Origin of the sequence: Streptomyces sp. 142MFCol3.1 (genome assembly GCF_000424945.1) — a bacterium.
Lineage (GTDB): Bacteria > Actinomycetota > Actinomycetes > Streptomycetales > Streptomycetaceae > Streptomyces > Streptomyces siamensis.
In genome coordinates this window covers 218,899-240,252 of the sequence record NZ_AUKV01000005.1, presented here as the reverse complement: position 1 = coordinate 240,252, position 21,354 = coordinate 218,899, and the positions used below count along the sequence as shown (strand labels likewise).

Here is a 21,354-nt window from a genome sequence, read left to right as displayed (position 1 = left end):
CGTCACGAACTCGAATCACATCCCTCAACACGGGAACACGTAACACCGCCAGAAGGAGGTGCAGACGTGACACGCAACGCCAGCGCCTCCCCGCGCCGAACGGAAGCCCCTGCCCGTCCCGGACCACCCCCACAGCCCCCTCCCCCGAGCCCGAGCCCGACAGACAGGCTGCTCGGCACACCGGACGACATACTGGCGACCCGGGCCGGCGAAGGAGACGAGGAAGCCTTCGCCACTTTGGTACGCCGCCACAGCCGCCCCCTGCTCGCCATGGCCTTCCACACGCTCGGCAACGCCCAGGACGCCGAAGACGCCGTGCAGGACGCATTCATCAGCGCCTGGAGGCGCCTGCCCGAATTCCGCCACGCCTCGGCCTTCAGCACCTGGATGTACCGCATCACCGCCAACCGCTGTCTCAACTCCCTGCGTCGCCGGCCGGCCCCGGTACCGTTGGACTCGGTGGCCGCACTCGCCGCCCCCGGCATGCGCAGCTCTCCCGTCCGGTCAGCCGAACAGGACGCACTCACCGACGCCCTGGTCCACGCACTCGGCGCCCTGGAACCGCGGCAGCGGCTCTGCTGGATCCTGCGGGAACTGCACGGCCTGTCTTACGCGGAGATCGCCCAGGTGACCGGCACCACCGAGCAAACGGTCCGCGGGAGACTGTTCCGAGCACGTCGATCGCTGAAGGAGGCGCTGAGCTCATGGCGCTAGGCGACCATCCCCCTCAGCCTCCGGAACCCGCACATCGACCGAGGCCGTCGCACAGCACACCCCTCGACGAGATCGGCCGGGGCGTCGACGACGTACTCACCTGCGGGCAACACCTCAGCCGCGCCTGGGAGCACGCCCGCGACAGCTTCGCGCCCGCCGACCCTCACCTGGCCGAGTGTCCCTACTGCCGCGCCGCCGTCCAAGGACTGGCCGCGTTGAACGCCGCGACCACGGTCCTGCGCAAGCGCTCGCCTCCGAGCACACAGCGCCTCGTGTCCCGTGTCATGGACATCGTCCGGCACGAGGTACGGCCGGGGACGGGACTGCCGCTGAACGACCCCACGCGCGGCCTGCAGATCACCGAACACACCGCCGCCGCCGTGCTGCGACGCGCGGCGGACGCGATACCGGGTGTCACCGCCGCGAGCTGCCGCATCACACGAGCCGACGATGACGTGGGAGTTCGTGTGAGCATCACTCTTTCCGCAGGCCTGGACCGCTCTCTGCCCGAGACGGCCGAACGGGTGCGCTGCTCGCTGACGGACGCCGCCGAGCAGACCCTGGGGCTGGCGGTTACAGCGGTCGACTGCACAGTGATCGACGTGCAGCCCACGACAGCACCGGCCGTGCGTGCAAACACCATCCGCGGGTGGTGAGCCGGACAGCCCACCATGACCGCGTGCACCCCTCGGCGGTGACGGCCATGCGATCGGGCCGAGCCCGGGAGGGCACCGCCGCCCACCGTCCGGCGTTACTCCCTGGGCACCGAGGGTGAGTCCGCGGAAGTGTCTCGGTGACGGCGGCCGCGGGAAGCTCCACCGCGCGCCCGGGGGCGCAGGCTGTGACGCGACGCGAGTGGCAGGCGGCTATCGCCGCGAATACGAAGCCAGGGCCGTCCCAGCGATGAGTCCGCCCGCGACCGCAGGTCTACATTGCGACCGAGACGACCGACTCACCAGGGGCACGCCATGGGTCTCATCCACATCGAACTGTTCGCAACCCTCGACCTCGTCGGACAGGCACCCGGCGGCCCCGACGAGGACCCGGTGGGGTTCCCGTTCGGCGGCTGGCAGGCACCGCTGCTGAACGAGGTCACCGGGGCGCAGATCAGTGCCGCGTACGAGGGTACGGACGCCCTCCTGCTCGGCCGGCGGACGTATGACATCTTCGCCGCCTACTGGCCGCACCAGGAGGGCGGGAAGGGCAACGAGATAGCCACGCTCTTCAACAGCGTCCCGAAGTACGTGGCCTCCCGCGGCAGGGCCGACCTCTCGTGGGCCGGGTCCACGCAGCTCGGCCCGGATCTGGGGGGCGCGGTGCGCGAGATCCGTGACCGGCACGAGCACGTGAAGGTCGTCGGGAGCCTGGACCTGGTGCAGACCCTCCTGCGCGAGAAGCTCTTCGACCGTCTCGACCTCTGGGTGCACCCGATCATGCTCGGCGTCGGGAAGAAGGTGTTCGACGGCGGCGTGGTGCCCACGAGTGTCACACTCCTCGAACCGCCGGTAGCCGGTCCGCAGGGCACCGTGTACCTGCGCTACGGACTCGCCGAAGGCACACCCACCACAGGGGACATGACCGCCCCCGACCACGGTGCCGGACGCGATGACTGAAGCCGCCTCGCACCAGGCTCCGTGAAGTCGACCGTGATTCGCGAAAGGCCGCGGAGGCACGGCGCGAGGTGCTCGGCGACGACTGCCTCGTCCGGCGTTCACCCGTCCTGGGGCAGTGACAGGCGTGAGAGGTGCTGCCTGGAGCCCGTCCGTCAGGTCGAGCCCTGGCACAAGGCCAGGGCTCGCCGACTGTTCGACCTCCGCTGGTCTCACCCGTCGATCGGCATCCGAGTCCGAGGCAGAAACCCTCGGGTCCACCCGCGCCCGGGTGCCAAGTGATGGTCAGGCGACTGCCGCCGCGACGGCGGATCTCAGCGGCCACGGACTCGACCGCGAAGCGACCATGGCCCCGGCCCTTCGCCATCTGCGATGTCGAGTCGCCAGAGGTCGGTTCTGGAGCTTCGGCGCAGCGGCCCTCCGCAGGCGCTCCCCCTCAGGTGGGCTCGGCTTCTGCCCGGGCACCGAGACGCATGTCGTATTCGGTTGCCTTCAGCCGGGTCGGAAGAACGCGAGCATTTTCCGGCCCGCGTCGGGCGACGCCAGGATCTCCTGGATGTGCGCGGACTGCCGGCCGGCGACGCTGGTGCGTTCGAACATCTCGCGTTCGTATTCCTTGACGGCGGCGGGAAGGTCGTCCGGGTGCGCTGCCAGTGCGAGGCCGAGCAGGGCGCCGTCGAGCAGCGCCATGTTGGCGCCCTGCCCCACCGGCGGCATCAGGTGTGCGGCGTCGCCGAGCAGTGTGACGTCCGGTCTCGACGGCCAGGTCAGGCCGACCGGGAGCGTGGTGATCGCCCGCGGCAGGACCGTTTCGTCGCTGGCCGCGATCAGTGCGGTGAACCGTGGGTCCCAGCCGGTGAACAGGTCGCTCAGCCGCGCCCGGGCGCGGGCTGGGTCCCCGAACGGGATCCCACTGGTCGCGAACCAGTCCTCGGCGGTGTCGTAGAAGCTGAGGTAGATACGTACGCGGCCGTCGCCGTTGCGCTGCGCCGACAGGGATTGGCCGCTGCCCAGCGCCCAGTAGTTGCCGCGTCCGACCATCGCCGCGAGGTCGGGGTGGGTACGGTCGATGTCGGGAACACCGAGTTCGACGACGTTCTGGCCGGTGTGCACCGGCCGGGCGTCGGTGAGCAGCGCACGGACCCGGGAGTCCGCGCCGTCGGCTCCGACCAGCAGGTCGTACGTCGCGCTGCTGCCGTCCGCGAAGTGCAGCAGTCCGTCGTCGGCGGATTCGAGCGCGTGCCCCCAGCGCACCGCATGTTCGGGGAGAGAGGCCAGCAGCACCTTGCGCAGATCGGCACGGTCGACCTCAGGTCGCTCGAGGGGGGCGTCGTCGGGCGTGTCCTCCTGCAGCAGCAGGGTGCCGTCCGGCTCGAGAAGTCTCAGGTCCTGGCCTGCGCGACGGGCGATCGCGTGGAACTGGTCGATCAGGCGGGCCTCGCGCATCGCCCGCTGCCCGGTCCCGGAGTGCAGATCGAGCATGCCGCCCTGACCGCGCGCGTCGCGCGACGCTTCACGTTCGTACACGACGGCGTCGATGCCGTGCATGTACAGCACACGGGCCAGGGCCAGGCCGCCCAAGCCGGCTCCGACGACTGTGATGGTCGCGCTCATCGAGCCCCCGCCCTCGCCTGCCCCACCGCCAGGCTCCGGCCGCTGTTCGGCCGGTTCACCGGCGGAACCGGGGCGCGAGCACCGTACGCACAGCCTTGGCCACATTGCTCGTGGCGGCGCCGTCTTCTTCGGACTCCGGTTCCAGCACGCGTTGGATCTGCAGCAGCAGTTGGTTGGCCGACCGCCAGAGCGGAACGAACATGCCGGCGACCGGCCCGAGACCCTGGATCGGGCCGTCGGACAGCTCGGTGACCTTCCTGGCGATCGTGACCGTCGCCGGGTCCCGCAGGATCAGGTGCACCTCGTCGTCGACCACCCGGATCTCCATCTTGCGCGCGGCGGCCTCCTCCGGGTTCGCGTCCGTGGTGGTCTCCGGATCCAGCTCGTCGATCTTGGCGGCGACCGCGTCCGGGTCGACCCCGAGTTCGCGCAGCGCCCTGGCCGCCATGCTGTTCTCCGCCTGCAGCATCGCCTCAAGCAGGTGATGGCTGCCGACCGGTGCGCCACCGGCCAGGGCACTGGCGGTGGACATGGTGTCCTCGGTCGCAGGTGTGCCGGCCGGCCATGGGCCGGCCGCGACGTCCTGCGGTCCCTCCAGCGCTGCCAGCACCGTGGCACGGATCTTGCTGATCGGAGTGATCCGCTCGGCCAGCACCTTCGCGCCGACGCCCTCACCCTCCCTGACCAGGGCGAGCAGGATGTGCTCCGTGCCGATGTCGTTGTGGTGCAGTTGCTGCGCCTCACGCAGGGCGAGTTCCAGCGTCTTCTTCGCGGGCGCCGCGAACGGGATGTGGCCGCTCAGTTCGCCGGTGCCGGGCTCGACCACCGCGGCGATATCGGCCTGTGCCGTCTCCTTGTCGTACCCGAGCCGGTTCAGGACTTTCGCCGCCATGCTGTCCGGCACGTCGAGCAGTCCCAACAGGATGTGCTCCGTGCCGATCTGATGGTGCTTGAGCAGCCTCGCCTGCTCCTGGGCCGCGACGACCGACCGGCGGGCCTTCACCGTGAACCTTTCAAAAGTCATGCTTCCATGGTCCCAACCATGTCAATACGCTGCTATTGCTAGGGTCACCGTGCTGAAAGGAGGGTGTGATGGAGACACCGTCGGACTGGGAGGACCGGCTCGCGCGCTGGCGGAACGAGCTGGAGCTGTTCGAGCAGCTGGACGAGAAACCCTGGGTCACGTTGGCCAAGGCGGAAGCCGAGACCGGCGTTTCCCGCTCGGCCCTGCGGTCCTGGTACCGCAACGGCGAGATCCAGTCCCGGCTGGTGGACGGCCCGAACGGGCCGCAGCGCCTGGTCCGGCTGGACGCGGTGATCGAGCGCGCCGCCGCGTCACCACGTATTCAGCGCAGGGCGGAGCGAGAAATCAGCCTGGAAGCCCAGGTCACCCTGCTGCGGCACCGGGTTGACCAGCTTGAGCTGCGGCTGGCGGCGCTGGAACGGAAGTGACCGGCGCGAGCGGCACCGTGCCGTCAAGCCGGACCGTGCCACCACTCCCCCGCGGTGACTGTGCAGTTGGATCAGGTGGGCAGCCGCTGCCGTACCCGGGGCAAGTCCGCCGTCTGCATGTCACGGTCAGCCGCTCAAGGCGACGTGGAGGGGTGGCCGGATCGGGTCGGTGGTGAGTGCCGGGTGAGTGAAGGGTGTGGTCCCAGCCTGTGATCGGAGCGCAGGCCCTGTGGTTGTCCGGCGTGTTCTGGCCAGGGAACCTGGGCCGTGTGCGTCGAGTGAGGGGTCGGCCCGTCCCTGTAACTCGATGGCGCGGGCGGCCCGCCGGGCCGGTACGGCAGCACGATCAGGGGCGGTGCACGGCACACCTTGGGGCATCGACGCGACGTCGTGGGCTGTCGCCGCGCGGATCGACGGTCACGACCTGTGGCGCCTGGCCGCGCCGACCCATCGATGGTAGGCGTCCACATCGACGTTGCTGCCACACACGATGGTGACGATGTGGCGGCCGGCGAAGCGGTCACGGTCTTCGAGGATCGCCGCGATGCCGAGCGCGGCCGACGGTTCGACGACGAGGCCCGCGTGGTCGTGGAGGATCCGCATGCCGGCGATGATCGACTTCTCCTGGACCAGTACGGCGTCGTCGGCGGTGAGCAGGAGGTCGTCCAGGACGGCCGGGATGGGGAGTCGGCCGGCGACGCCGTCAGCGATGGTGTCCGTCGAGTCGGTGGTGACGACGCGCCTCTCGTGCCACGAGAGCGTCATCGCCGGTGCGCCTCGCGGCTGGACGCAGATCACCTCGACCTCGGGCGCCAAGGCCTTCATCACATGCCCCACGCCGGTGGCCAGCGCCCCGCCGCCGAGGGCGATCAGGACCGTGTCGAACGACGGCATGGCGTCCACCAGTTCCAGGCCGATGGTCGCCGCACCCTCGCAGGTCTCGATGTCCAGGCTGTCCTCGACGAGACGGATGCCGTCGCGCTGTGCGACGGCCGCCGCCCGTTCGCGAGCCATCTCGTGGTCGCCGTCCACCAGTTCCAGCCCGGCACCCAACGCGCGGATGCGATCGAGCTTGGCCGCCGTCGCGAATCGGGATGCCACTACGGTCACATCGAGCCCGCGCCCGCGACCGGACCAGGCGAGGGCCTGGCCCAGGTTGCCGGCACTGGCGCACACCACGGCTCGCGAACCACGGTCCGCCAGCAGGCTCGCCACCACCTCGGTGCCGCGGGCCTTGAAGCTGCGGACCGGGTTGGCCGTTTCGAGCTTGATGCTCACGGCGCACCCGAGATGCGGCTCCAGTGCTTCGCAGCGGTACAGCGGGGTGTCGAGGAAAATCGGGTCGATCACCCGGCGAGCCGAGCGGATCCGAGCAGTGTCGAGGCGCGTCTCGTGCACGACAGGGCAGCATAGCGCCGCCCGCACGAACCCGGGGTGATCCCGATGGCCCGAGGGTGCTCCGGTGGCGGGAAGAGTGGCGCGCGCAGCGGATGGCGCCGACGGAGCCACTGTCGCATGTATGCACAAAGGGGGGCTTCTCCGACTCACTGGCCGGAGTCGGCTCCGGGCCGCGGCAGACGCAGCGTGAACGTGGTCGCGCCCGGTTCGCTCGCCACGAAGACGGTGCCGCTGTGGGCGGCGGCGACCGCGGCGACGATGGACAGGCCGAGTCCCGTACCGCCCCCGTCGTCGCCGCGTGGACCGTCACCGTGCACGAACCGCTCGAAGAGGTGCTCGCACAGAGCGGGTGGAATGCCGGGCCCGTCGTCGGTGACGGTGACCACGACAGAGTCATCGGCCACTGCCAGGCCCGTGGTGACCTTGGTGCCCGGTGGTGTGTGCAGGCGGGCATTGGCGAGGAGGTTGGCGAGGATCTGCTGGAGGCGGTGGGCGTCGCCGGTCACGGTGACGAGTTCCTCGGGCAGTTCCAGTGACCACTGGTGTCCGGGTCCGGCGGCGCGGGCGTCGGTGACCGCGTCCAGGAGGAGCCTGGTCAGGTCGACCGGCTCGTGTGCCAGGGGGCGGCCCGCGTCGAGACGGGCGAGCAGCAGCAGATCGTCGACCATGGCGCCCATCCGGCCCGACTCGGCGGCGATGCGTTCCAGCGCGCGGGTCACCTCCGGTGGCACGGGCCCTGGGTGGAGCAGCGCGAGTTCGGCGTGGCCGCGCACCGAGGCGACGGGCGTGCGCAGTTCATGGCTGGCGTCGGCGGAGAAGCTGCGCAGCCGTTCCTCACTGCGCTGGCGCTGGGTGAGGGCGTTCTCGACGTGGCCGAGCATGCGGTTGAACGCGAGCGTGACCTGGTCGACCTCCGTGCTGCGCGGGCGAGTGTCGGGGGCCCGTGCGGGCAGTGCCACCTCGCCGCTGGCCAGCGGGAGTTCGCTGATGTGCGTGGCGGTGCCGGCGATGCGGCTGAGCGGGCGCAGCGACCAGCGCACCCAGAGGGCGCCCGCGATGCCCGCGCCGGCCAGTGCCAGACCGAAGACGCTGCCTGCGACGAGTTCCAGACGGTGTACGGCGGCCTCGACCGGCTCCAACGGCAGGCCGGTGATCAGGACGTCGCCGTCGCGCCCCGGCCAGGCCATCACCCGGTAGTCGCCGGGCGTGGACAGCTCGACACTGTGGCCGTGCCCGTCGGTGGGCACGGCCGCCAGTGCCTGTGTGTCGCCGCTGCCGAGGTCGACGGCGACCAGGTCGGTCGTGTCGCTGCCCGGGCCAACCACGGCGGCGTTGGTGACGTGCCCGTCGACGAGGCGGACTCCCAGGGTGCCGGTGGTCTGGCGGCGGGTGTCGCCGCGCTCGTCGCCGTCGTGGTCGTCGCGGCCCGTGCCCTGGTGTTCCAGGCTCGCTGCGAAGACGCTGCTGGTTTCGGAGAGCTGCTGGTCGAGGCGGGCGGTGAGGAAGCCGTTCAGTTCCAGGACCGCGGCGATGCCGACGGCGGCGCAGCCGACGGCGAGCAGGACCAGCAGCCCCGCGGTGAACCGGGCCCGCAGCGTGTGCAGGCGGGGCCGCCTCACCGGCCGCCCGCCGGCTTGAGGACGTAGCCGGCGCCGCGCACCGTGTGGATCATGGGTTCACGGCCCGCGTCGATCTTCTTGCGCAGATAGGAGATGTACAGCTCCACGACATGGGCCTGGCCGCCGAAGTCGTAGGACCAGACGAGGTCGAGCAGCTGCGTCTTGCTCAGGACGCGGCGCGGGTGGCGCATGAGGCAGCGCAGGAGCTGGAACTCGGTGGGCGACAGCTCGACGGCGTCGCCGCCGCGGGTCACTTCGTGCGCGTCCTCGTCCATCTCCAGGTCGCCGACGATCAGGAGGGATGCCGCGGCCCGTTCCCTGGTCATGCCGGCGCGGCGCAGCAGGCCGCGCAGCCGGGCCACCAGCTCACCGAGGCTGAACGGCTTGGTGACGTAGTCGTCGCCGCCCGCCGTGATGCCGGCGATGCGGTCCTCGACGGTGTCGCGGGCGGTGAGGAAGAGCACACACACATGGGGCTGCTCCGCGCGCAGCTCGCGCAGTACGGAAAGGCCGTCGCGGTCGGGCAGCATGATGTCGAGGACGACCGCGTCCGGCTGGAACTCGTGGGCCTCGCGCACGGCGGCCCGGGCAGTGGCGGCGGAGCGCACCTCCCAGCCCTCGTAGCGCAGCGCGCCGGTGACGACCTCGGCGAGGTCGGGTTCGTCATCGACGACGAGGACGCGTACGGGTGTGCCGTCGGGGCGGGTCAAGGCCGCTGGGCGTGGGTTCATGGCTCTCCCAGCATCTCTCGGTCCGCTCTGAGTTTCCTCTGAGCGTGCCGCCCACGGCCCCGGCTCAGAGCCCGCTCAGAGATTGCCGCACCACAGTGGGCAGCCCGAACCCTCGTGAGGAGCCGCCGATGGCCGCCGCAACCCACAGCCCGCCGCCCGTGCGGCACCGCGCGCCGCAGCGGGCCGGCCGCCGGTCGCCCGCCGTGCCGCTGCTCGCCGCAGCCTGGGCCGGCGGCATCGCCGTCCTCGCCCTGTGGTGGCAGGACACCGGTTCCGTGGTCGGTGCGGACGGCTGGCTGACCGGCGCGGGCCGGATCACCGGGCTGCTGTGCGGGTACATGTGCGCCCTCCTCGTCGCCCTGATGGCGCGGGTGCCGTGGCTGGAGAACGGAGTGGGCAGCGACCGTACCGCTCGCTGGCACGCGTCGGCAGGACGCTGGACGGTCGGCCTCCTCCTCGCCCACATCGTGCTGATCACCCTCGGCTACGCGGCACAGGCGCACACCGACCCGGTCACCGAGTTCACCACGGTGGTGTTCGACCTGCCGGAGATGCTGAAAGGCACGGCGGGTGCCGCGGTGCTGCTCGCCGTCGGCTACACCTCGGTGCGTGCGGTACGCCGCCGGATGCGCTACGAGACCTGGTACTACCTGCACCTGTTGACCTACGGTGCCGTTTTCCTCGCCTTCTCCCACCAGCTCGCGCTCGGTGCCGACTTCGTGGGGAGCGCGCCGGCCCGCGCTGCCTGGTATGCGCTGTATGTGTCGGTCGCCTGCCTGGTCGTCTGGTTCCGGGTGCTGAGGCCGGTGCGGCTCAACGCACGTCACCGGCTGCGCGTGGAAGCCGTCGTACGAGAGGCACCCGACGTCTACTCGGTGTGGTTGCGCGGTCGCCGTCTGGATCGGCTCGACGTCAGGCCGGGTCAGTTCCTGCGCTGGCGGTTCCTGTCGCCCGGCATGTGGCACGCCTCGCACCCGTACTCGCTCTCCGCCCTTCCCCGGGACGGATGGCTGAGGATCACCGTCAAGGCACTCGGAGATCACAGCGCGGCCGTCGCCACACTGCGCCGCGGCACCCGGGTGTGGGCGGAAGGCCCGTACGGCGCGCTGACCGCCGAGCGCCGCAGACAGGACAAGGTCCTGCTCATCGCCGGCGGCACGGGCATCACCCCGCTGCGTACGCTCTTCGAGACGCTGCCCGCGGCCCCCGGCGGACTCACCCTGCTCTACCGCGGCCGGACGGCCGAGGAGCTGGCACTGCGCCACGAGCTGGAGCAGATCGCCACCGCACGCGGGGCCCGCCTGGTCTACGCCCTCAACGCCCCGGACGGGCGCCGCGCCCCGATCACCGCGGAGAGGCTACGGGCCCTGCTGCCCGACATCGCCCGGCACGACGTGTACCTGTGCGGCCCGCACGGTCTGTCCCTCGCCGCGTACGACGCCCTGCGCGCGGCCGGCGTACCGGCCTCACGTATCCACTACGAGTCCTTCGAACTGTGAGTCCTGTCATGCGCGTCCACTCCGTTCGACGCACGGCTCTGACCTGCGTCGCCACCGTCACCGTGACGGTTCTCGCCCTTTCTCTCAAGCCTCATCACGTGAATCATGTCGCCGCCCCGTCCGCCGTCACGCCCTCCACCGCGCCCTCGGCGGGCGGCTCCGGATCCGGTTCCTCCTCCACCAGGCGCACGGTCAGCGGCTCGACGGTCCAGACGCGCTACGGCCCCGTCCAGGTGCAACTCACGCTCGACGGCTCGAAGATCACCGCGGCGCGAGCGCTTCGGGCACCCGATGGCGATCCGCGCAGTCAGCAGATCAACTCCACTGCGATACCCACCCTCGTGCAGGAAACCGTGGACGCGCAGAGCGTCCACATCGACACCGTGTCCGGGGCGACCTACACCAGCGAGGGCTACATCTCCTCGCTGCAGAACGCATTGGACCAAGCAGCACATGGCTGAAGACACCGGGGCGCCCCTGCAACACGTCGTGCACACCATGGGGACAGTGTTCTCCTGCACCGTACGCGACACCCCAACGCCAGCTCTTCGCCAGGCTCTTGACGATGCCGAGGCGCTGCTGCGCCACATCGACGTGGTCTTCTCACCGTTTCGTACCGACAGCGCCGTCAGCCGCGTCACGCGGGGCGAGCCGGTTCCCGAGGGTTGGGAGCCGGAACTGCGCGAGGTCCTCGGCCTGTGCGCCGAGGCACACCGGCGCACCGACGGCTGGTTCGCGGCCTGGCGCGGCGGCGGCTTCGACCCGACCGGCCTGGTCAAAGGCTGGGCGGTGGAACGGGCGGCCAAGCTGTTGTGTGACGCCGGGGCCCAACACCTCTGCCTCAACGGCGGCGGTGACATCCAACTGCACGGCGGTCCCTGGCGCGTGGGCATCAGCCACCCGCTGCAACCGGGCAAGCTCGCCGCACTCATCGAGCACACCACGGGCCCGCTCGCCATCGCCACTTCGGGCCCCGCCGAACGCGGCTGCCACATCGTCGACCCACATACCGGTGCGCCACCCGCTGATGGTCTGGCCTCCCTGACCGTGACGGGCACGTCCCTCACGGAGGTGGACACGGTGGCGACGGCCGCGTACTCCATGGGTGGCGAGGCGAGGGCATGGCTGTCCGGACTGCCTCATCTCTCCGCATTCGCGATGGCGTCGGACGGGGCGACCTGGTCCACGAATTGGGGAACCGACTGCCCGCGAACATGACCGCCGTCGTCCCCGAAGGACGGGACGCACGGAGGTCCGGAGCCCAGATACCCTCTGACGATGTCGAATCGGGCGGTAGCAGGTGGAGCAGGTCTCGCGCGGGTGCTGGCGCACTGCGGCGGGAGTCCCTCGGCGGCCGTGAACTACTTGGCGGGTGCCATCGCCTCCGCGCCCGAGAACCCCGAGCCCTATACGGTTCTCGCCGAGTTGTGGAGGGACAAGCCGTCGGAGCTGGCCGAGGCCGTTCAGGATGCCGACTCCTTGAGGACGGTGCTGGCACAGTCGTACGTGAGCTTCCTCCAGGGCGACATGGACACCGCGGCGCTGGCGATCGGATCGGTCACGGGTGCGCGACCCGACATCGCATGGACCAAAGCCCCCTGGTTCGGCGATGAACGATTTCTCGGCGTGGTGAGTGCCGACGCACTGGCCGAGGCCGCAATGCGGACCATGGACTACGGCCATGATCTGGACACCGACAGCACGCGGGAACGGTTCCGGCCCTGGTTCGAAGCCATCGGCATCGTCTCCGCCCGCCGGCCGTCGCCGGATGCGTCGGCCAAGATGGCGATCCTGCTACGGGCATGCGGTCTCACCGATGAGTCGCTCGCTCTCTGCGACCAGGCGGACTCCGTCGAGCGGGTCATGCTGACCGAAGTCGTGCGAGCGGGAACGTGGCGCAAGCTGGGTGATTCCGAACAGGCCGTGGCGGCGTTCGAGCGCGCTCTCGCCCTGGACCCGGCCGACTGGTCGCTCTATCTCGACTTGGCCGACGTGCATGCCGAAGAGGGCGACTTCGCCTCCGCGGTCCGACTGATCGATCAGGGGATGAAGTACGAGCCGGAAGAGCTCTCACTTCGCGCGGCCGGGGCCGCCTACCGCGCACGGCTCACCGGCTCGCCTGCCGACCTGAACGAACTCATAGAGCTGACACCGACTCTGCCGAACGACTCGTACCGGCGCCTGCTGATCGATTTCGCGTGTGACGGCCCTGACCTGCCTGCCGAGCTCGTAGCCGAGGCCCGCCGCATCCAGGACAGTTGAGGCTCCGCGCCTCGACCGACCGCCCCGCACACCAGCGCCGTCGTATGCGAGGCCACCAGAGATGTCCGAGGGAGGCGGCTACCCAGACCTCCGGCTAGGAGAACGCTCAGTCGATACAGAACTCGTTGCCCTCGATGTCCTGCATCGGGATGCACGAGTCAGTGCCGTCATACAGCGTTTGCACGTGTACCGCACCGAGCGGGACCAGCCGCGCGCATTCGGCCTCCAGTGCGGCGAGGCGCTCCTTGCCCACGAGACCGGTGCCGACCCGCACATCAAGATGCAGCCGGTTCTTGGCGGCCTTCCCTTCAGGCACGCGCTGGAAGTACAGTCGCGGGCCCGCTCCTGAGGGATCCACGCAGGCGAACCATGAATCCCGCTGCTCAGGCGGCAGCGAGCGCTTGAAATCGTCCCAAGTGGCAAACCCCTCCGGTGGCGGCGGTACGACGTACCCCAACACCTCGCACCAGAAGCGAGCGAGGCGCTCAGGTTCTGCGCAGTCAAAGGTGACTTGGAACTTCTTGATCGCTGACATCGGCGCACCATAGCAGTGCGACTCTGCCGCTTCTTTCCCCATGGAGGACCCGCTCGGGCCTTTGCTCCCGACGCCGAGAAGGTCGCCGTCCCTCGGCGCGAGGCGGGCCGTGCCGATCCGGCCCCACCCTGCCGGCCAGTCGCCTGGAGGGATGCCTCCAGGCCCTTTTCGAGCGCATGCGTGCCGGGGAGACCGGTGAGGAGTCGGCAGGCCGACTGCGGTCACGCTCACTGGTATGCCCTTTGGCACACTGTCCCCATTCATGATCAGTCAGGTTGTGGGGGCGTGGCAGTGAGAGAGGGAAAACAACGGGCGACGCGGTGGCGTCGTCGCGCGGCGCTCGCTTCTTTGGTCGCTGCGCTCATCGTCGCTGTCGCGTGGAGTCTCATCGACCGGTATGAGGCGCAGCCCCGGTTCGTCGTCCTCTCCTCCCGGTCCTCACTCCTCGGGACCTGGGATGTGGAGGGCGGCACTACCGGGCAGGTCGAGTTTGCCGCCGACGGACGCTTCTCAGCAGTTGGACTGCCGGTCGAGGGGTCGCCGGACAAGGGGTTCAGCGGTGCTGGACGTTGGTCGCTCGATGCCCGTGGCGGGTCAGTGAGTCTCACGCCGGAACATCCTCCGTCGGGCATGAGCCAGGACGCCGGCTTGGCGGTCGTCCGCGCCGACGGCCGAGTGCAGCTATGTGTCACATCCGGTTCGCCGGGCGTCCTGTGCGACTTTCTGCTCGGGCACAGGACAACACCGCAGTAGACGCAGTTGCCAACGGGACTACGCAGCAGCTGCCTTCGCGGACCGAAGTCCGGAGTGCTCCGCATACCGGTATCGCCGTGCTCGTCGGCGTCGGCGACGGCGACGCAGTGTGTGATGCGGCGGCGGCCTTCGGCGTCAGGTCGCCGCCCAGCCCCGGAGTTGACGGGCGATGCGAGCGACACCGAGTGCTCCCGAGGCCGCGTCCCGTACGAGGGCGACGGCCGCCTTGGGCGGATAGTCGAGGCGCTGTTCGTTGAGCAGGAGGTACGCCTCGGTGGCGTGCCAGGTGAAGGCCTCGTTGGAGTGCTCCAGACAGGGCAGTTTCGCCAGGGTCTGCAGGAGGGCGGCCGCCTTCAGGTGGAGGGAGCCGTAGATGTCGCGTTCCATCGCGCGTGCGTTGACACGGGCGACGGCGGCATAGAGCGGACCCAGGTCGTCGGCCTGGGGATCACCTTCGAGCAACTCGGCGGCGTGGAGGAGGAAGGAGACGTCGAGCGGGTGCGGTTCGGGCAGGGTCACGCGGCGTGCCCTCGCCCCTGCTCATGTCCTTCGAGTTCCTGCCGCGCCTCGCGTTCGGCGGCTCGCTGCTTCGGATCGGGGTCCAGGCCCCCGGGTTCCGCGGCGAAAGCGGCGCCGCTGCGGGCCATCGACTCCCTGAATCCTTCCAGGAAGCGCTGCTCCACCGCGGTCGCCCGTGCGTAGGCGGCGGACAGGATGTACTCCTGCATGCTGACCCCCTCCTGCCGCGCGGCGGCCGCGATCGCGGCCCGCTGCTCGGGGTCGGGGAAGCGCAGGTTCATCGCCTTCGGCTCACCAGACATGGCCCTCATGGTACCAGCGGTACCACCTCACCTCCAGCAGCCGTCGCGCTGTCGCCGCACGGGCCCGGAATTCACCGTATCGACGGTTCGTGAGCCCCCTGCGGATACGGCCTCCGAATTTCACCCGGACTGCGACATGGGCCAAAGGAAAGAAATCCGGTCTCACCGGGCGGCACACCGATCGGACCATTAAGAACATCAGCGAACAGCATGCGGACCGGAGTAATTCTGCAGCTGTCCGGACGCCGAGACAACGGCGGGAGCCCATGACATTCGCGCGACTGCACAAGTGGGAAGACCGAGCCCGGGACCATCGCCACCGAGCTCCTGAGATCGACCCAAAGGCCGCCAACTCACCCGTATATCCTTGCTTTTGACGCGATGAGCCGCGCCTGAACGCCAGGCCCGACAGTGCCTCGGCCTGCCCGCTCGTCGGCCCGGAACGACAAAACTCCCGTCGTGCCCCCTTTTTCCGGCAAGGAAGTTTCAAGACCTGCCCCCGTATCCACAAGTTCATTGACAGCCACCTGTCGACGACAACTAATAGAGCGCTGCGCATCGATGTTTGCGCTCTCCCTGCCACCGGCCCTTTCTTCAAGGCCATGTCACGACGGGTGATACGTGAAAATATCCAAGAGCGTGAGAAGCGGGCCGCCCGCTCCTCACGTCCTGCGCCGCGCTACCGCGGCCCTGGGCATCGCCACTGTGGTCCTGCTCGGTGTCCAGCCCACCGCGCAGGCAGCAGGCGCGGACCCGAGCCCGGCCACAGCCCCGACAAGGCTGCGCACGACCGACTCCGCCGACGCGCCCGACACCGACCTCGTACCCGTCTGCGGCACGCCGGCCAAGGGTCACGCGGCCTGCTACGCCATGCGGTCGGCCGACCCGGCTCCGGCCGCACGCCCGAGCGCGGCGCTGCCACCCGCGGGGCTCGGACCGCAGGACATCCAGAGCGCCTACAACCTGCCCTCCGACGGTGGGGCCGGCCAGACGATCGCCATCGTCGACGCCTACGACAACCCCAACGCGGAGGCGGATCTCGCCGTCTACCGCGCCCAGTACGGGCTGCCGCCCTGCACCACCGCCAACGGCTGCTTCACCAAGGTCGACCAGCGCGGCGGCACCGACTACCCCGGGCCGAACGAGCTCTGGGCCGGTGAGATCGCCCTCGACCTCCAGATGGTGTCGGCCGCGGCCCCACAGGCGCACATCCTCCTCGTGGAGACCGACAACGACGGGCTCGACCGTCTCGCCGCCGGCGTCGACAGAGCCGTCGCCATGGGCGCCAAGTTCGTCTCCAACTCCTACGGAAGGCAGGGCGACTTCGACAGCGACCAGCCGACCTACGGCGCCTCGTACGACCACCCCGGTGTCGCGGTGGTCGCCGCGAGTGGCGACTACGGCTACGGGGTCTCCTTTCCCGCGAACCTGTCCACGGTGACCGCGGTCGGCGGCACGAACCTGGTCGCCGACCCCGCCAGCCCCCGCGGCTGGTCCGAGACCGTCTGGAAGCGTGACATCTACGGGCCGGGCTCGGGATGCGCCACCCACCAGGCCAAGCCTGCTTTCCAGACGGACACCGGGTGCGCCGGACGCAGCGTCGCCGACGTCTCGGCCGTCGCTGACAACGTTGCCGTCTACTCCACCTTCGGCTCGACCGGAACGGGCTGGCAGCGCTACGGCGGCACGAGTGTCGCCACCCCCGTGATCGCAGCCGTCTACGCCCTGGCGGGCTCCCCACGGCCCGGCACCTATCCCAACTCCTACCCCTACGCGGCCGGCGGCACGGGTCTGAACGACATCACCAGCGGGTCGAACGGCACCTGCGACACCGCGTACCTGTGCACGGCCGTCTCCGGCTACGACGGTCCCACCGGCCTCGGCACGCCCGGCGGCCTGGCCGCCTTCCGCAGCGGCCCGAGCGGCACCCTCTCCGGCGTCGTGAAGGACGCGTCGACCGGCAAGCCGGTCGCCGGGGCCACCGTCGGGGCAGGTGCCGACGTCGCCACGACCCTTCAGGACGGCACCTACACCCTGAACCTGCCCGCCGGTCGGGTCGACGGCCTGACCGTGACGCGGTTCGGCTACAGGACCACGGCCCCGTTGAGCGTCGACATCGCCGACGGTGAGACCGTGACGCACGACTTCACGCTCCGGCCGACGCCGCGCATCCACGTACGCGGGACGGTGAAGGACGGCTCGGGTCACGGCTGGCCGCTCTACGCCCGGCTCTCCGTCCAAGGCTCGCCCGAGGCCCCGGCCTGGACCGACCCGGTGACGGGTGAGTACGACGTCGCGCTGCCCACGGGGGCCGACTACAAGCTGGACGTCACCGCCGCTCTGCCCGGCTACGAACCCCTCACGCGCTCGGTCACGGTGAAGAGCACAGCTGTGACGGCCGACATGGCCTTGACCGCCGACCCGGACGCGGCCACCGCCGGCGGCTACACGCCACGCCGCACCGATCACGACGAGGCGTTCGACTCCCCGGACCACGCACCTGCCGGATGGTCCGTGTCCAACGCCGACGGCACCGGCAACGGCTGGCAGTTCGACGATCCGATCCAGCGCGGAAACACCACCGGCGGCAGCGGTTCCTTCGCCGTGGTGGAGAGCGACCAGGGACCGTTCGGACCGCACCAGAACAGCGAACTGATCAGCCCCGCCTACGACCTGTCGGCCGCTCAGTCCGCAGAACTCAGCTTCAAGACCGCCTACTTGGCCAACCTCACTCAGCAGCACATGACGGTGGACGCCAGCACGGACGGCGGCACGAGCTGGGAGAACGTGTGGGCCGGCCCGAAGGTGAGCGGCAACGTCGGGCATCTGACGGTCCGTGTACCGCTGCGGCAGTTGGCTGGAAAGCCGTCCGTGCGGCTGCGCTTTCACTTCGTTGCCGACTGGGGGTACTACTGGGCGATCGACGACGTGACCGTCCAGGCCCGCTCCCTGCAAGCCGTCCCGGGCGGCCTGGCCGTCGGTACGGTCCGGACCGCGGGCACCGGATCCGGGCTGGTCGGCGCCACCGTCGTCGACACCTCCGCCCCGGACAGCCAGGCGATCACCGCCGCCACACCGGAGGACCCGGCCATCGGTGACGGTCTCTACATCCTGTTCCTGGCCCACCCTGGCCGGCACACGCTGCGTGCCGCCGCGCCCGATCACGCGACACTCACTCGCACGACGGTAGTGCGCGCCGACCAGGTCACCTGGAAGGACTTCAGACTGGTGCACCGCGGCTAGCAGCGCGCCAGAGGACGAGCGGTGCGGCGCCCATCGGCGCCGCACCGCTCCGGACCGGGCGCACGACGATCTACCATCGAGGCCGGTCGAGCAAGATCCGACTCGGGTGCGGCCCGAGTCCCGGCGCGTGGGAGTGTCACACCGGATGGACCTCACGTCGGACAGCGACTGGGCGGGAATCGGGCTGAGCACGTTCGAAGGGCGGGTGCTGGAGCAGCTGGTGGGCCTGCCGCCGACCGACGCGACCGCGGTGGCCGAGGCCGCCGGCGTGTCCCCGTCCGAGGCCGAACAGGCACTGCAGCGCTTGGAGAAGGCTTCGCTGGCGATACGCACCGGCGATCGGCCGGCACGCTGGGCCGCGAGCCCGCCCCGCTCGTCGGTCGGAGCGCTGCTCGCTCGCCGGCGGACCGAACTGGCCCGTGCCGAAGACTTGGCGGAACGCCTGTACGCGGCGTACGAAGCGGCCTCGGGTCCGCGGTCCGCGCATCTGGTGGAGGTGCTGGAGGACGGGCAGGAGGTGTCGGCGCGATACGCCCGACTCCTGCGGGACAGCCGGGACGAGGTCCTGCACCTCGCGAAACCGCCCTACGTCACAGCCCCCGAAGGGTCCGGGCAAGAGATCGCCGTGGGAACCGGCGTGCGACTGCGCTCGGTGTACGAGACGGACGGATTCGCCGATGCGCTGTCGCTGGAGACGGCGATCCGGGGAACGGCCGGAGGCGGGGAACTGCGCCTGGCGTCGCACCTGCCGACAAAGCTGGTGGTCTTCGACCGGACCACGGCGCTGCTGCCGACGCGCTTCGACCAGCCGGCGGCGGGTTCGCTGATGGTCCACTCCCCCGCCCTGGTGACGGCATTGGCCACGCTGTTCGAGATCGTGTGGGAACACGCGACGCCCGCTTCGCTCGACACCCGGATCGACCGGCCGGTACCGGACAGCCACTCTCTGGGAGCACAGATCGACGAGCGAACCCATGAGATCCTCCAGCTGATGGCGACCGGCATGAAGGACCACTCCATCGCACGGGCTCTGGGGATAAGCCGCCGCACCGTACAGAAGCACGTCAGCGACGCAGGCAGTGCCCTCGGGGCGCAGACACGCTTCCAGATCGGGCTGCTCGCGGCGGAGCGCGGGTGGCTGGAACGGCGCTCCTGAGGTGCCGACGTCCCCCGCTGGGCACCGCCGCCCTGGGTTCCGTCGGGCGGATCAGGTGGCCGCGACGCGCGCCCCGTGCGCGGATTCAGGTCTTCCACGCATCGGAGGAGACCTGGAGAGGAGTGCGAAACCGCCCCGCGGCTCAGCGACAGGTCGAGAGCCCGGCACCCGCCGGGCTGGTGGCTTCACTCGCCTGGCCGCGCCGGCGTGGAGGCGGGCACGGGCGTGGGGCATCTTGGTTGGGTGGCGGTCCGGGCGCCTACCCGAGCACTGGGCCCCGGGCCGCCCGAACGCGCGCACTTCTACCGCCTTGAGTGAGCGGAAGGGGCACGCTGCCGGATGTCCATCGACAGTCCATGGCCTTCCAGGTTCGTCCTCGACGAACAGCGATGGCGCCGCACCACCGAAGGCCCGCCTCGCAGACATGCCTGGGGCGATCGGCCGAGGTACGGTCGTTGTACGGCGTAGGCGCGGACCTCTCAGCCGACGAACGGGCCGGTGCCGCGGACGCGCCCGGGAGCACCCATGGCTCAGCAAGCGAACATCGCCGCACAGACCGCCTTCGCACAAGCCGTCATCACCGGCGACCTGGACACCCTCGACTCGGTCGTCGCGCCCGATTCGGTCGACCACGATCCCGCCCCGGGACAGGTTCAAGGACCCGACGGGTACAAAGCCATGTTTGGCGAACTGCGGACAGCCTTCCCCGACTTGCACGTCGAGGTCGAGCATCTGCTGGCCACCGAGGACGAGTTGGCGTTCGCCTACACGATCACCGGGACGCACCTGGGACCGCTCAGGGGGCACCCGGCGACCGGCAAGGAGGTGAGCAACCGGGGCATGCAGATCAGCCGCTTCGACTGCGACGGCAAGCTCGTCGAGCGCTGGGGCAGCAGCGACGAACTCGGCATGCTGCGCCAACTCGGCCTGGCTGAGATGTGACCTGCCCGCTGCTCCGCTCACCACTGTCGGCCGTCCATGAGGCCGGTCGTGATCTACGGGAGCGCTGACTCCGCGGCAACGCGACAGGGCGTATCGGGGAAGCCACGGAGGCCGCCGAACCGCCGACCAGGACGCCCCGCCCATGACGGCCCCGCCCATGACGCAGCGTCAAGACGGCGCACCTGCCGGATTTGTCGAGCAGGTTGTGGAGATCTGCGGCGGCCTGCGCCGCCGTGAACGGTTCCGGCTGAGAGCAGTGGGACCCTGGCCTCCGGCGAGCGAGCGTCGGTACTGCGCTGCGCGCCGTGCGCCCGGTGGAGCATGCGACCGACGGAACCTCCCTTCGGTACGATCCGGACCACAGTGGAATCACGGGGGACGAACATGCGACGTGTGGTGATGACGGCCACGGTCCTGGCCTGCGTGCTCGGGCTCGCGGCCTGCGGCGGCAGCGACGGCGACAAGGGCTCCGGCGGACCGGGCAGCGGCGCCGGCGGGAGCTCGGCCGCGCAAGGCGGCGGTGCCGACAAGGGCAAGACGGGGACACCGCTCGCCGACGTCGATCCGTGCACCCTGCTGAAGCCCGCCGATGTACCGCAGCTCAGTCAGGACGACTACACCCAGCCCACGATGCTGGCCGTCCCGGGCAAACCGACGTGCAGTGGTTACGACTTCGCGGTCGAGATCAACGACGGCGGCGCGGATGTCCACGACATGGAGTTCCACGGCTCACGGGCCGAAGCTCTGCCCGACATCGCAGGACACAAGGCGGTGATGACGGAGACCAAGACCGGCGCGGCAAGGGACTGTGCGGTGTCGCTCGACGTCACCACGGAGGAGTACGTACGCGTCACCGTCACAGCAGGCGACAGCCCCGCTCAGACATGCGACATCGCCAAGAAGGCCGCAGAGGTCGTCGCGGGCAGGCTGTCCTCCTGACACGGCGCGTGACCGTCCCGGCTGTCGGCGCAGAATTGAGCGCCGCGCCCGCGGGCCGCGGAATGC

At 70.2% G+C, this 21,354-nt stretch carries 20 protein-coding genes and 1 pseudogene; 12 read left to right on the top strand and 9 right to left on the bottom strand.

What is annotated here, in order from left to right:
• Nucleotides 1-66: 66 nt before the first annotated feature.
• The 3 genes from H305_RS0109240 to H305_RS0109230 all read left to right on the top strand — a co-directional run bounded on the left by H305_RS0109240 (nt 67) and on the right by H305_RS0109230 (nt 2,327).
• Entirely contained in the window at nt 67-714 is a 648-nt protein-coding gene (locus tag H305_RS0109240; RefSeq protein WP_078628941.1) for a sigma-70 family RNA polymerase sigma factor, read from the top strand.
• On the top strand, nt 705-1,370 hold the full coding sequence (locus H305_RS45095) for an Asp23/Gls24 family envelope stress response protein (RefSeq protein ID WP_051370463.1): 666 nt from the start codon (nt 705-707) through the stop codon (nt 1,368-1,370). Before H305_RS0109240 ends, H305_RS45095 begins: the two co-directional genes overlap by 10 nt.
• A 312-nt stretch (nt 1,371-1,682) precedes the next feature.
• The gene (locus H305_RS0109230; protein ID WP_028800147.1) at nt 1,683-2,327 is read left to right on the top strand and encodes a dihydrofolate reductase family protein; all 645 of its coding nucleotides are present in this window, start codon (nt 1,683-1,685) and stop codon (nt 2,325-2,327) included.
• Between the two features lie 184 nt (nt 2,328-2,511).
• On the opposite strand, the pseudogene H305_RS54585 reads toward H305_RS0109230, so the two are convergent.
• The 3 genes and pseudogenes from H305_RS54585 to H305_RS0109220 form a co-directional block, all read right to left on the bottom strand.
• A pseudogene (locus H305_RS54585) lies at nt 2,512-2,722 on the bottom strand (GNAT family N-acetyltransferase); the annotation flags it as partial.
• Nucleotides 2,723-2,816: 94 nt separating this feature from the next.
• Nucleotides 2,817-3,938 (bottom strand): FAD-dependent oxidoreductase, encoded by a 1,122-nt coding sequence (locus tag H305_RS0109225; protein WP_028800146.1) that lies wholly within the window; start codon nt 3,936-3,938, stop codon nt 2,817-2,819.
• Nucleotides 3,939-3,993: 55 nt separating this feature from the next.
• On the bottom strand, nt 3,994-4,962 hold the full coding sequence (locus H305_RS0109220) for a Clp protease N-terminal domain-containing protein (protein WP_028800145.1): 969 nt from the start codon (nt 4,960-4,962) through the stop codon (nt 3,994-3,996).
• A gap of 68 nt (nt 4,963-5,030) precedes the next feature.
• On the opposite strand from H305_RS0109220, the gene H305_RS0109215 reads away from it, so the two are divergent.
• Nucleotides 5,031-5,390: a hypothetical protein gene (locus tag H305_RS0109215; protein WP_028800144.1), complete on the top strand. Its 360-nt coding sequence runs from the start codon at nt 5,031-5,033 to the stop codon at nt 5,388-5,390.
• 417 nt (nt 5,391-5,807) lie between these two features.
• Here H305_RS0109215 and H305_RS0109210 read toward each other — a convergent pair whose 3' ends face one another.
• From H305_RS0109210 to H305_RS0109200, 3 genes are all read right to left on the bottom strand, one after another.
• Complete coding sequence (locus H305_RS0109210; protein WP_028800143.1) at nt 5,808-6,788, bottom strand: threonine ammonia-lyase; 981 nt, start codon at nt 6,786-6,788, stop codon at nt 5,808-5,810.
• A 146-nt stretch (nt 6,789-6,934) separates the two neighbouring features.
• Nucleotides 6,935-8,407, bottom strand: a complete 1,473-nt coding sequence (locus tag H305_RS0109205; RefSeq protein ID WP_028800142.1) for a sensor histidine kinase — start codon at nt 8,405-8,407, stop codon at nt 6,935-6,937.
• Nucleotides 8,404-9,138, bottom strand: coding sequence for a response regulator transcription factor (locus H305_RS0109200; RefSeq protein ID WP_028800141.1), 735 nt, complete (start codon nt 9,136-9,138; stop codon nt 8,404-8,406). Before H305_RS0109200 ends, H305_RS0109205 begins: the two co-directional genes overlap by 4 nt.
• Before the next feature lie 128 nt (nt 9,139-9,266).
• On the opposite strand from H305_RS0109200, the gene H305_RS0109195 reads away from it, so the two are divergent.
• The 4 genes from H305_RS0109195 (at nt 9,267) to H305_RS0109180 (ending at nt 12,899) form a co-directional block, all read left to right on the top strand.
• The gene (locus H305_RS0109195; protein WP_037763079.1) at nt 9,267-10,637 is read left to right on the top strand and encodes a ferric reductase-like transmembrane domain-containing protein; all 1,371 of its coding nucleotides are present in this window, start codon (nt 9,267-9,269) and stop codon (nt 10,635-10,637) included.
• Nucleotides 10,638-10,735: 98 nt separating this feature from the next.
• A complete protein-coding gene (locus H305_RS0109190; protein ID WP_324608090.1) occupies nt 10,736-11,098 on the top strand; it encodes an FMN-binding protein in 363 nt (120 codons plus the stop codon).
• A complete protein-coding gene (locus H305_RS0109185; RefSeq protein ID WP_028800138.1) occupies nt 11,091-11,855 on the top strand; it encodes an FAD:protein FMN transferase in 765 nt (254 codons plus the stop codon). Before H305_RS0109190 ends, H305_RS0109185 begins: the two co-directional genes overlap by 8 nt.
• Nucleotides 11,856-11,993: 138 nt before the next feature.
• Nucleotides 11,994-12,899 (top strand): tetratricopeptide repeat protein, encoded by a 906-nt coding sequence (locus H305_RS0109180; RefSeq protein ID WP_051370494.1) that lies wholly within the window; start codon nt 11,994-11,996, stop codon nt 12,897-12,899.
• Nucleotides 12,900-13,005: 106 nt separating this feature from the next.
• On the opposite strand, the gene H305_RS0109175 is transcribed toward H305_RS0109180, so the two are convergent.
• The 3 genes from H305_RS0109175 to H305_RS0109165 all read right to left on the bottom strand — a co-directional run bounded on the left by H305_RS0109175 (nt 13,006) and on the right by H305_RS0109165 (nt 14,987).
• Nucleotides 13,006-13,434 carry a VOC family protein gene (locus H305_RS0109175; protein WP_028800136.1) on the bottom strand — a complete coding sequence of 143 codons (429 nt, stop codon included), beginning with the start codon at nt 13,432-13,434 and terminating at the stop codon, nt 13,006-13,008.
• 888 nt (nt 13,435-14,322) lie between these two features.
• On the bottom strand, nt 14,323-14,706 hold the full coding sequence (locus H305_RS0109170) for a toxin Fic (protein WP_028800135.1): 384 nt from the start codon (nt 14,704-14,706) through the stop codon (nt 14,323-14,325).
• Complete coding sequence (locus tag H305_RS0109165) at nt 14,703-14,987, bottom strand: DUF1778 domain-containing protein (protein ID WP_028800134.1); 285 nt, start codon at nt 14,985-14,987, stop codon at nt 14,703-14,705. Before H305_RS0109165 ends, H305_RS0109170 begins: the two co-directional genes overlap by 4 nt.
• 660 nt (nt 14,988-15,647) lie before the next feature.
• Here H305_RS0109165 and H305_RS45085 point away from each other — a divergent pair.
• The 4 genes from H305_RS45085 to H305_RS0109145 all read left to right on the top strand — a co-directional run bounded on the left by H305_RS45085 (nt 15,648) and on the right by H305_RS0109145 (nt 21,288).
• Nucleotides 15,648-18,251: a carboxypeptidase regulatory-like domain-containing protein gene (locus tag H305_RS45085; protein WP_199791365.1), complete on the top strand. Its 2,604-nt coding sequence runs from the start codon at nt 15,648-15,650 to the stop codon at nt 18,249-18,251.
• Nucleotides 18,252-18,396: 145 nt separating this feature from the next.
• Nucleotides 18,397-19,407 carry a helix-turn-helix transcriptional regulator gene (locus tag H305_RS0109155; protein WP_028800133.1) on the top strand — a complete coding sequence of 337 codons (1,011 nt, stop codon included), beginning with the start codon at nt 18,397-18,399 and terminating at the stop codon, nt 19,405-19,407.
• Between the two features lie 525 nt (nt 19,408-19,932).
• Nucleotides 19,933-20,349, top strand: coding sequence for an ester cyclase (locus H305_RS0109150; protein ID WP_028800132.1), 417 nt, complete (start codon nt 19,933-19,935; stop codon nt 20,347-20,349).
• Nucleotides 20,350-20,733: 384 nt separating this feature from the next.
• Nucleotides 20,734-21,288, top strand: coding sequence for a DUF3558 family protein (locus H305_RS0109145; RefSeq protein ID WP_063611292.1), 555 nt, complete (start codon nt 20,734-20,736; stop codon nt 21,286-21,288).
• The last annotated feature ends 66 nt before the right edge of the window (nt 21,289-21,354 follow it).

Excerpts from the sequence above, each read along its gene's own strand:
- H305_RS0109220 (WP_028800145.1), bottom strand. The coding sequence starts at position 4,962 with ATGACTTTTGAAAGGTTCACGGTGAAGGCCCGCCGGTCGGTCGTCGCG.
- H305_RS0109225 (WP_028800146.1), bottom strand. The coding sequence starts at position 3,938 with ATGAGCGCGACCATCACAGTCGTCGGAGCCGGCTTGGGCGGCCTGGCC.
- H305_RS45095 (WP_051370463.1), top strand. The coding sequence starts at position 705 with ATGGCGCTAGGCGACCATCCCCCTCAGCCTCCGGAACCCGCACATCGA.
- H305_RS0109215 (WP_028800144.1), top strand. The coding sequence starts at position 5,031 with ATGGAGACACCGTCGGACTGGGAGGACCGGCTCGCGCGCTGGCGGAAC.
- H305_RS0109230 (WP_028800147.1), top strand. The coding sequence starts at position 1,683 with ATGGGTCTCATCCACATCGAACTGTTCGCAACCCTCGACCTCGTCGGA.
- H305_RS0109145 (WP_063611292.1), top strand. The coding sequence starts at position 20,734 with ATGCGACGTGTGGTGATGACGGCCACGGTCCTGGCCTGCGTGCTCGGG.
- H305_RS0109200 (WP_028800141.1), bottom strand. The coding sequence starts at position 9,138 with ATGAACCCACGCCCAGCGGCCTTGACCCGCCCCGACGGCACACCCGTA.
- H305_RS0109185 (WP_028800138.1), top strand. The coding sequence starts at position 11,091 with ATGGCTGAAGACACCGGGGCGCCCCTGCAACACGTCGTGCACACCATG.
- H305_RS0109195 (WP_037763079.1), top strand. The coding sequence starts at position 9,267 with ATGGCCGCCGCAACCCACAGCCCGCCGCCCGTGCGGCACCGCGCGCCG.
- H305_RS0109155 (WP_028800133.1), top strand. The coding sequence starts at position 18,397 with ATGGACCTCACGTCGGACAGCGACTGGGCGGGAATCGGGCTGAGCACG.
- H305_RS0109175 (WP_028800136.1), bottom strand. The coding sequence starts at position 13,434 with ATGTCAGCGATCAAGAAGTTCCAAGTCACCTTTGACTGCGCAGAACCT.
- H305_RS0109150 (WP_028800132.1), top strand. The coding sequence starts at position 19,933 with ATGGCTCAGCAAGCGAACATCGCCGCACAGACCGCCTTCGCACAAGCC.
- H305_RS0109165 (WP_028800134.1), bottom strand. The coding sequence starts at position 14,987 with ATGAACCTGCGCTTCCCCGACCCCGAGCAGCGGGCCGCGATCGCGGCC.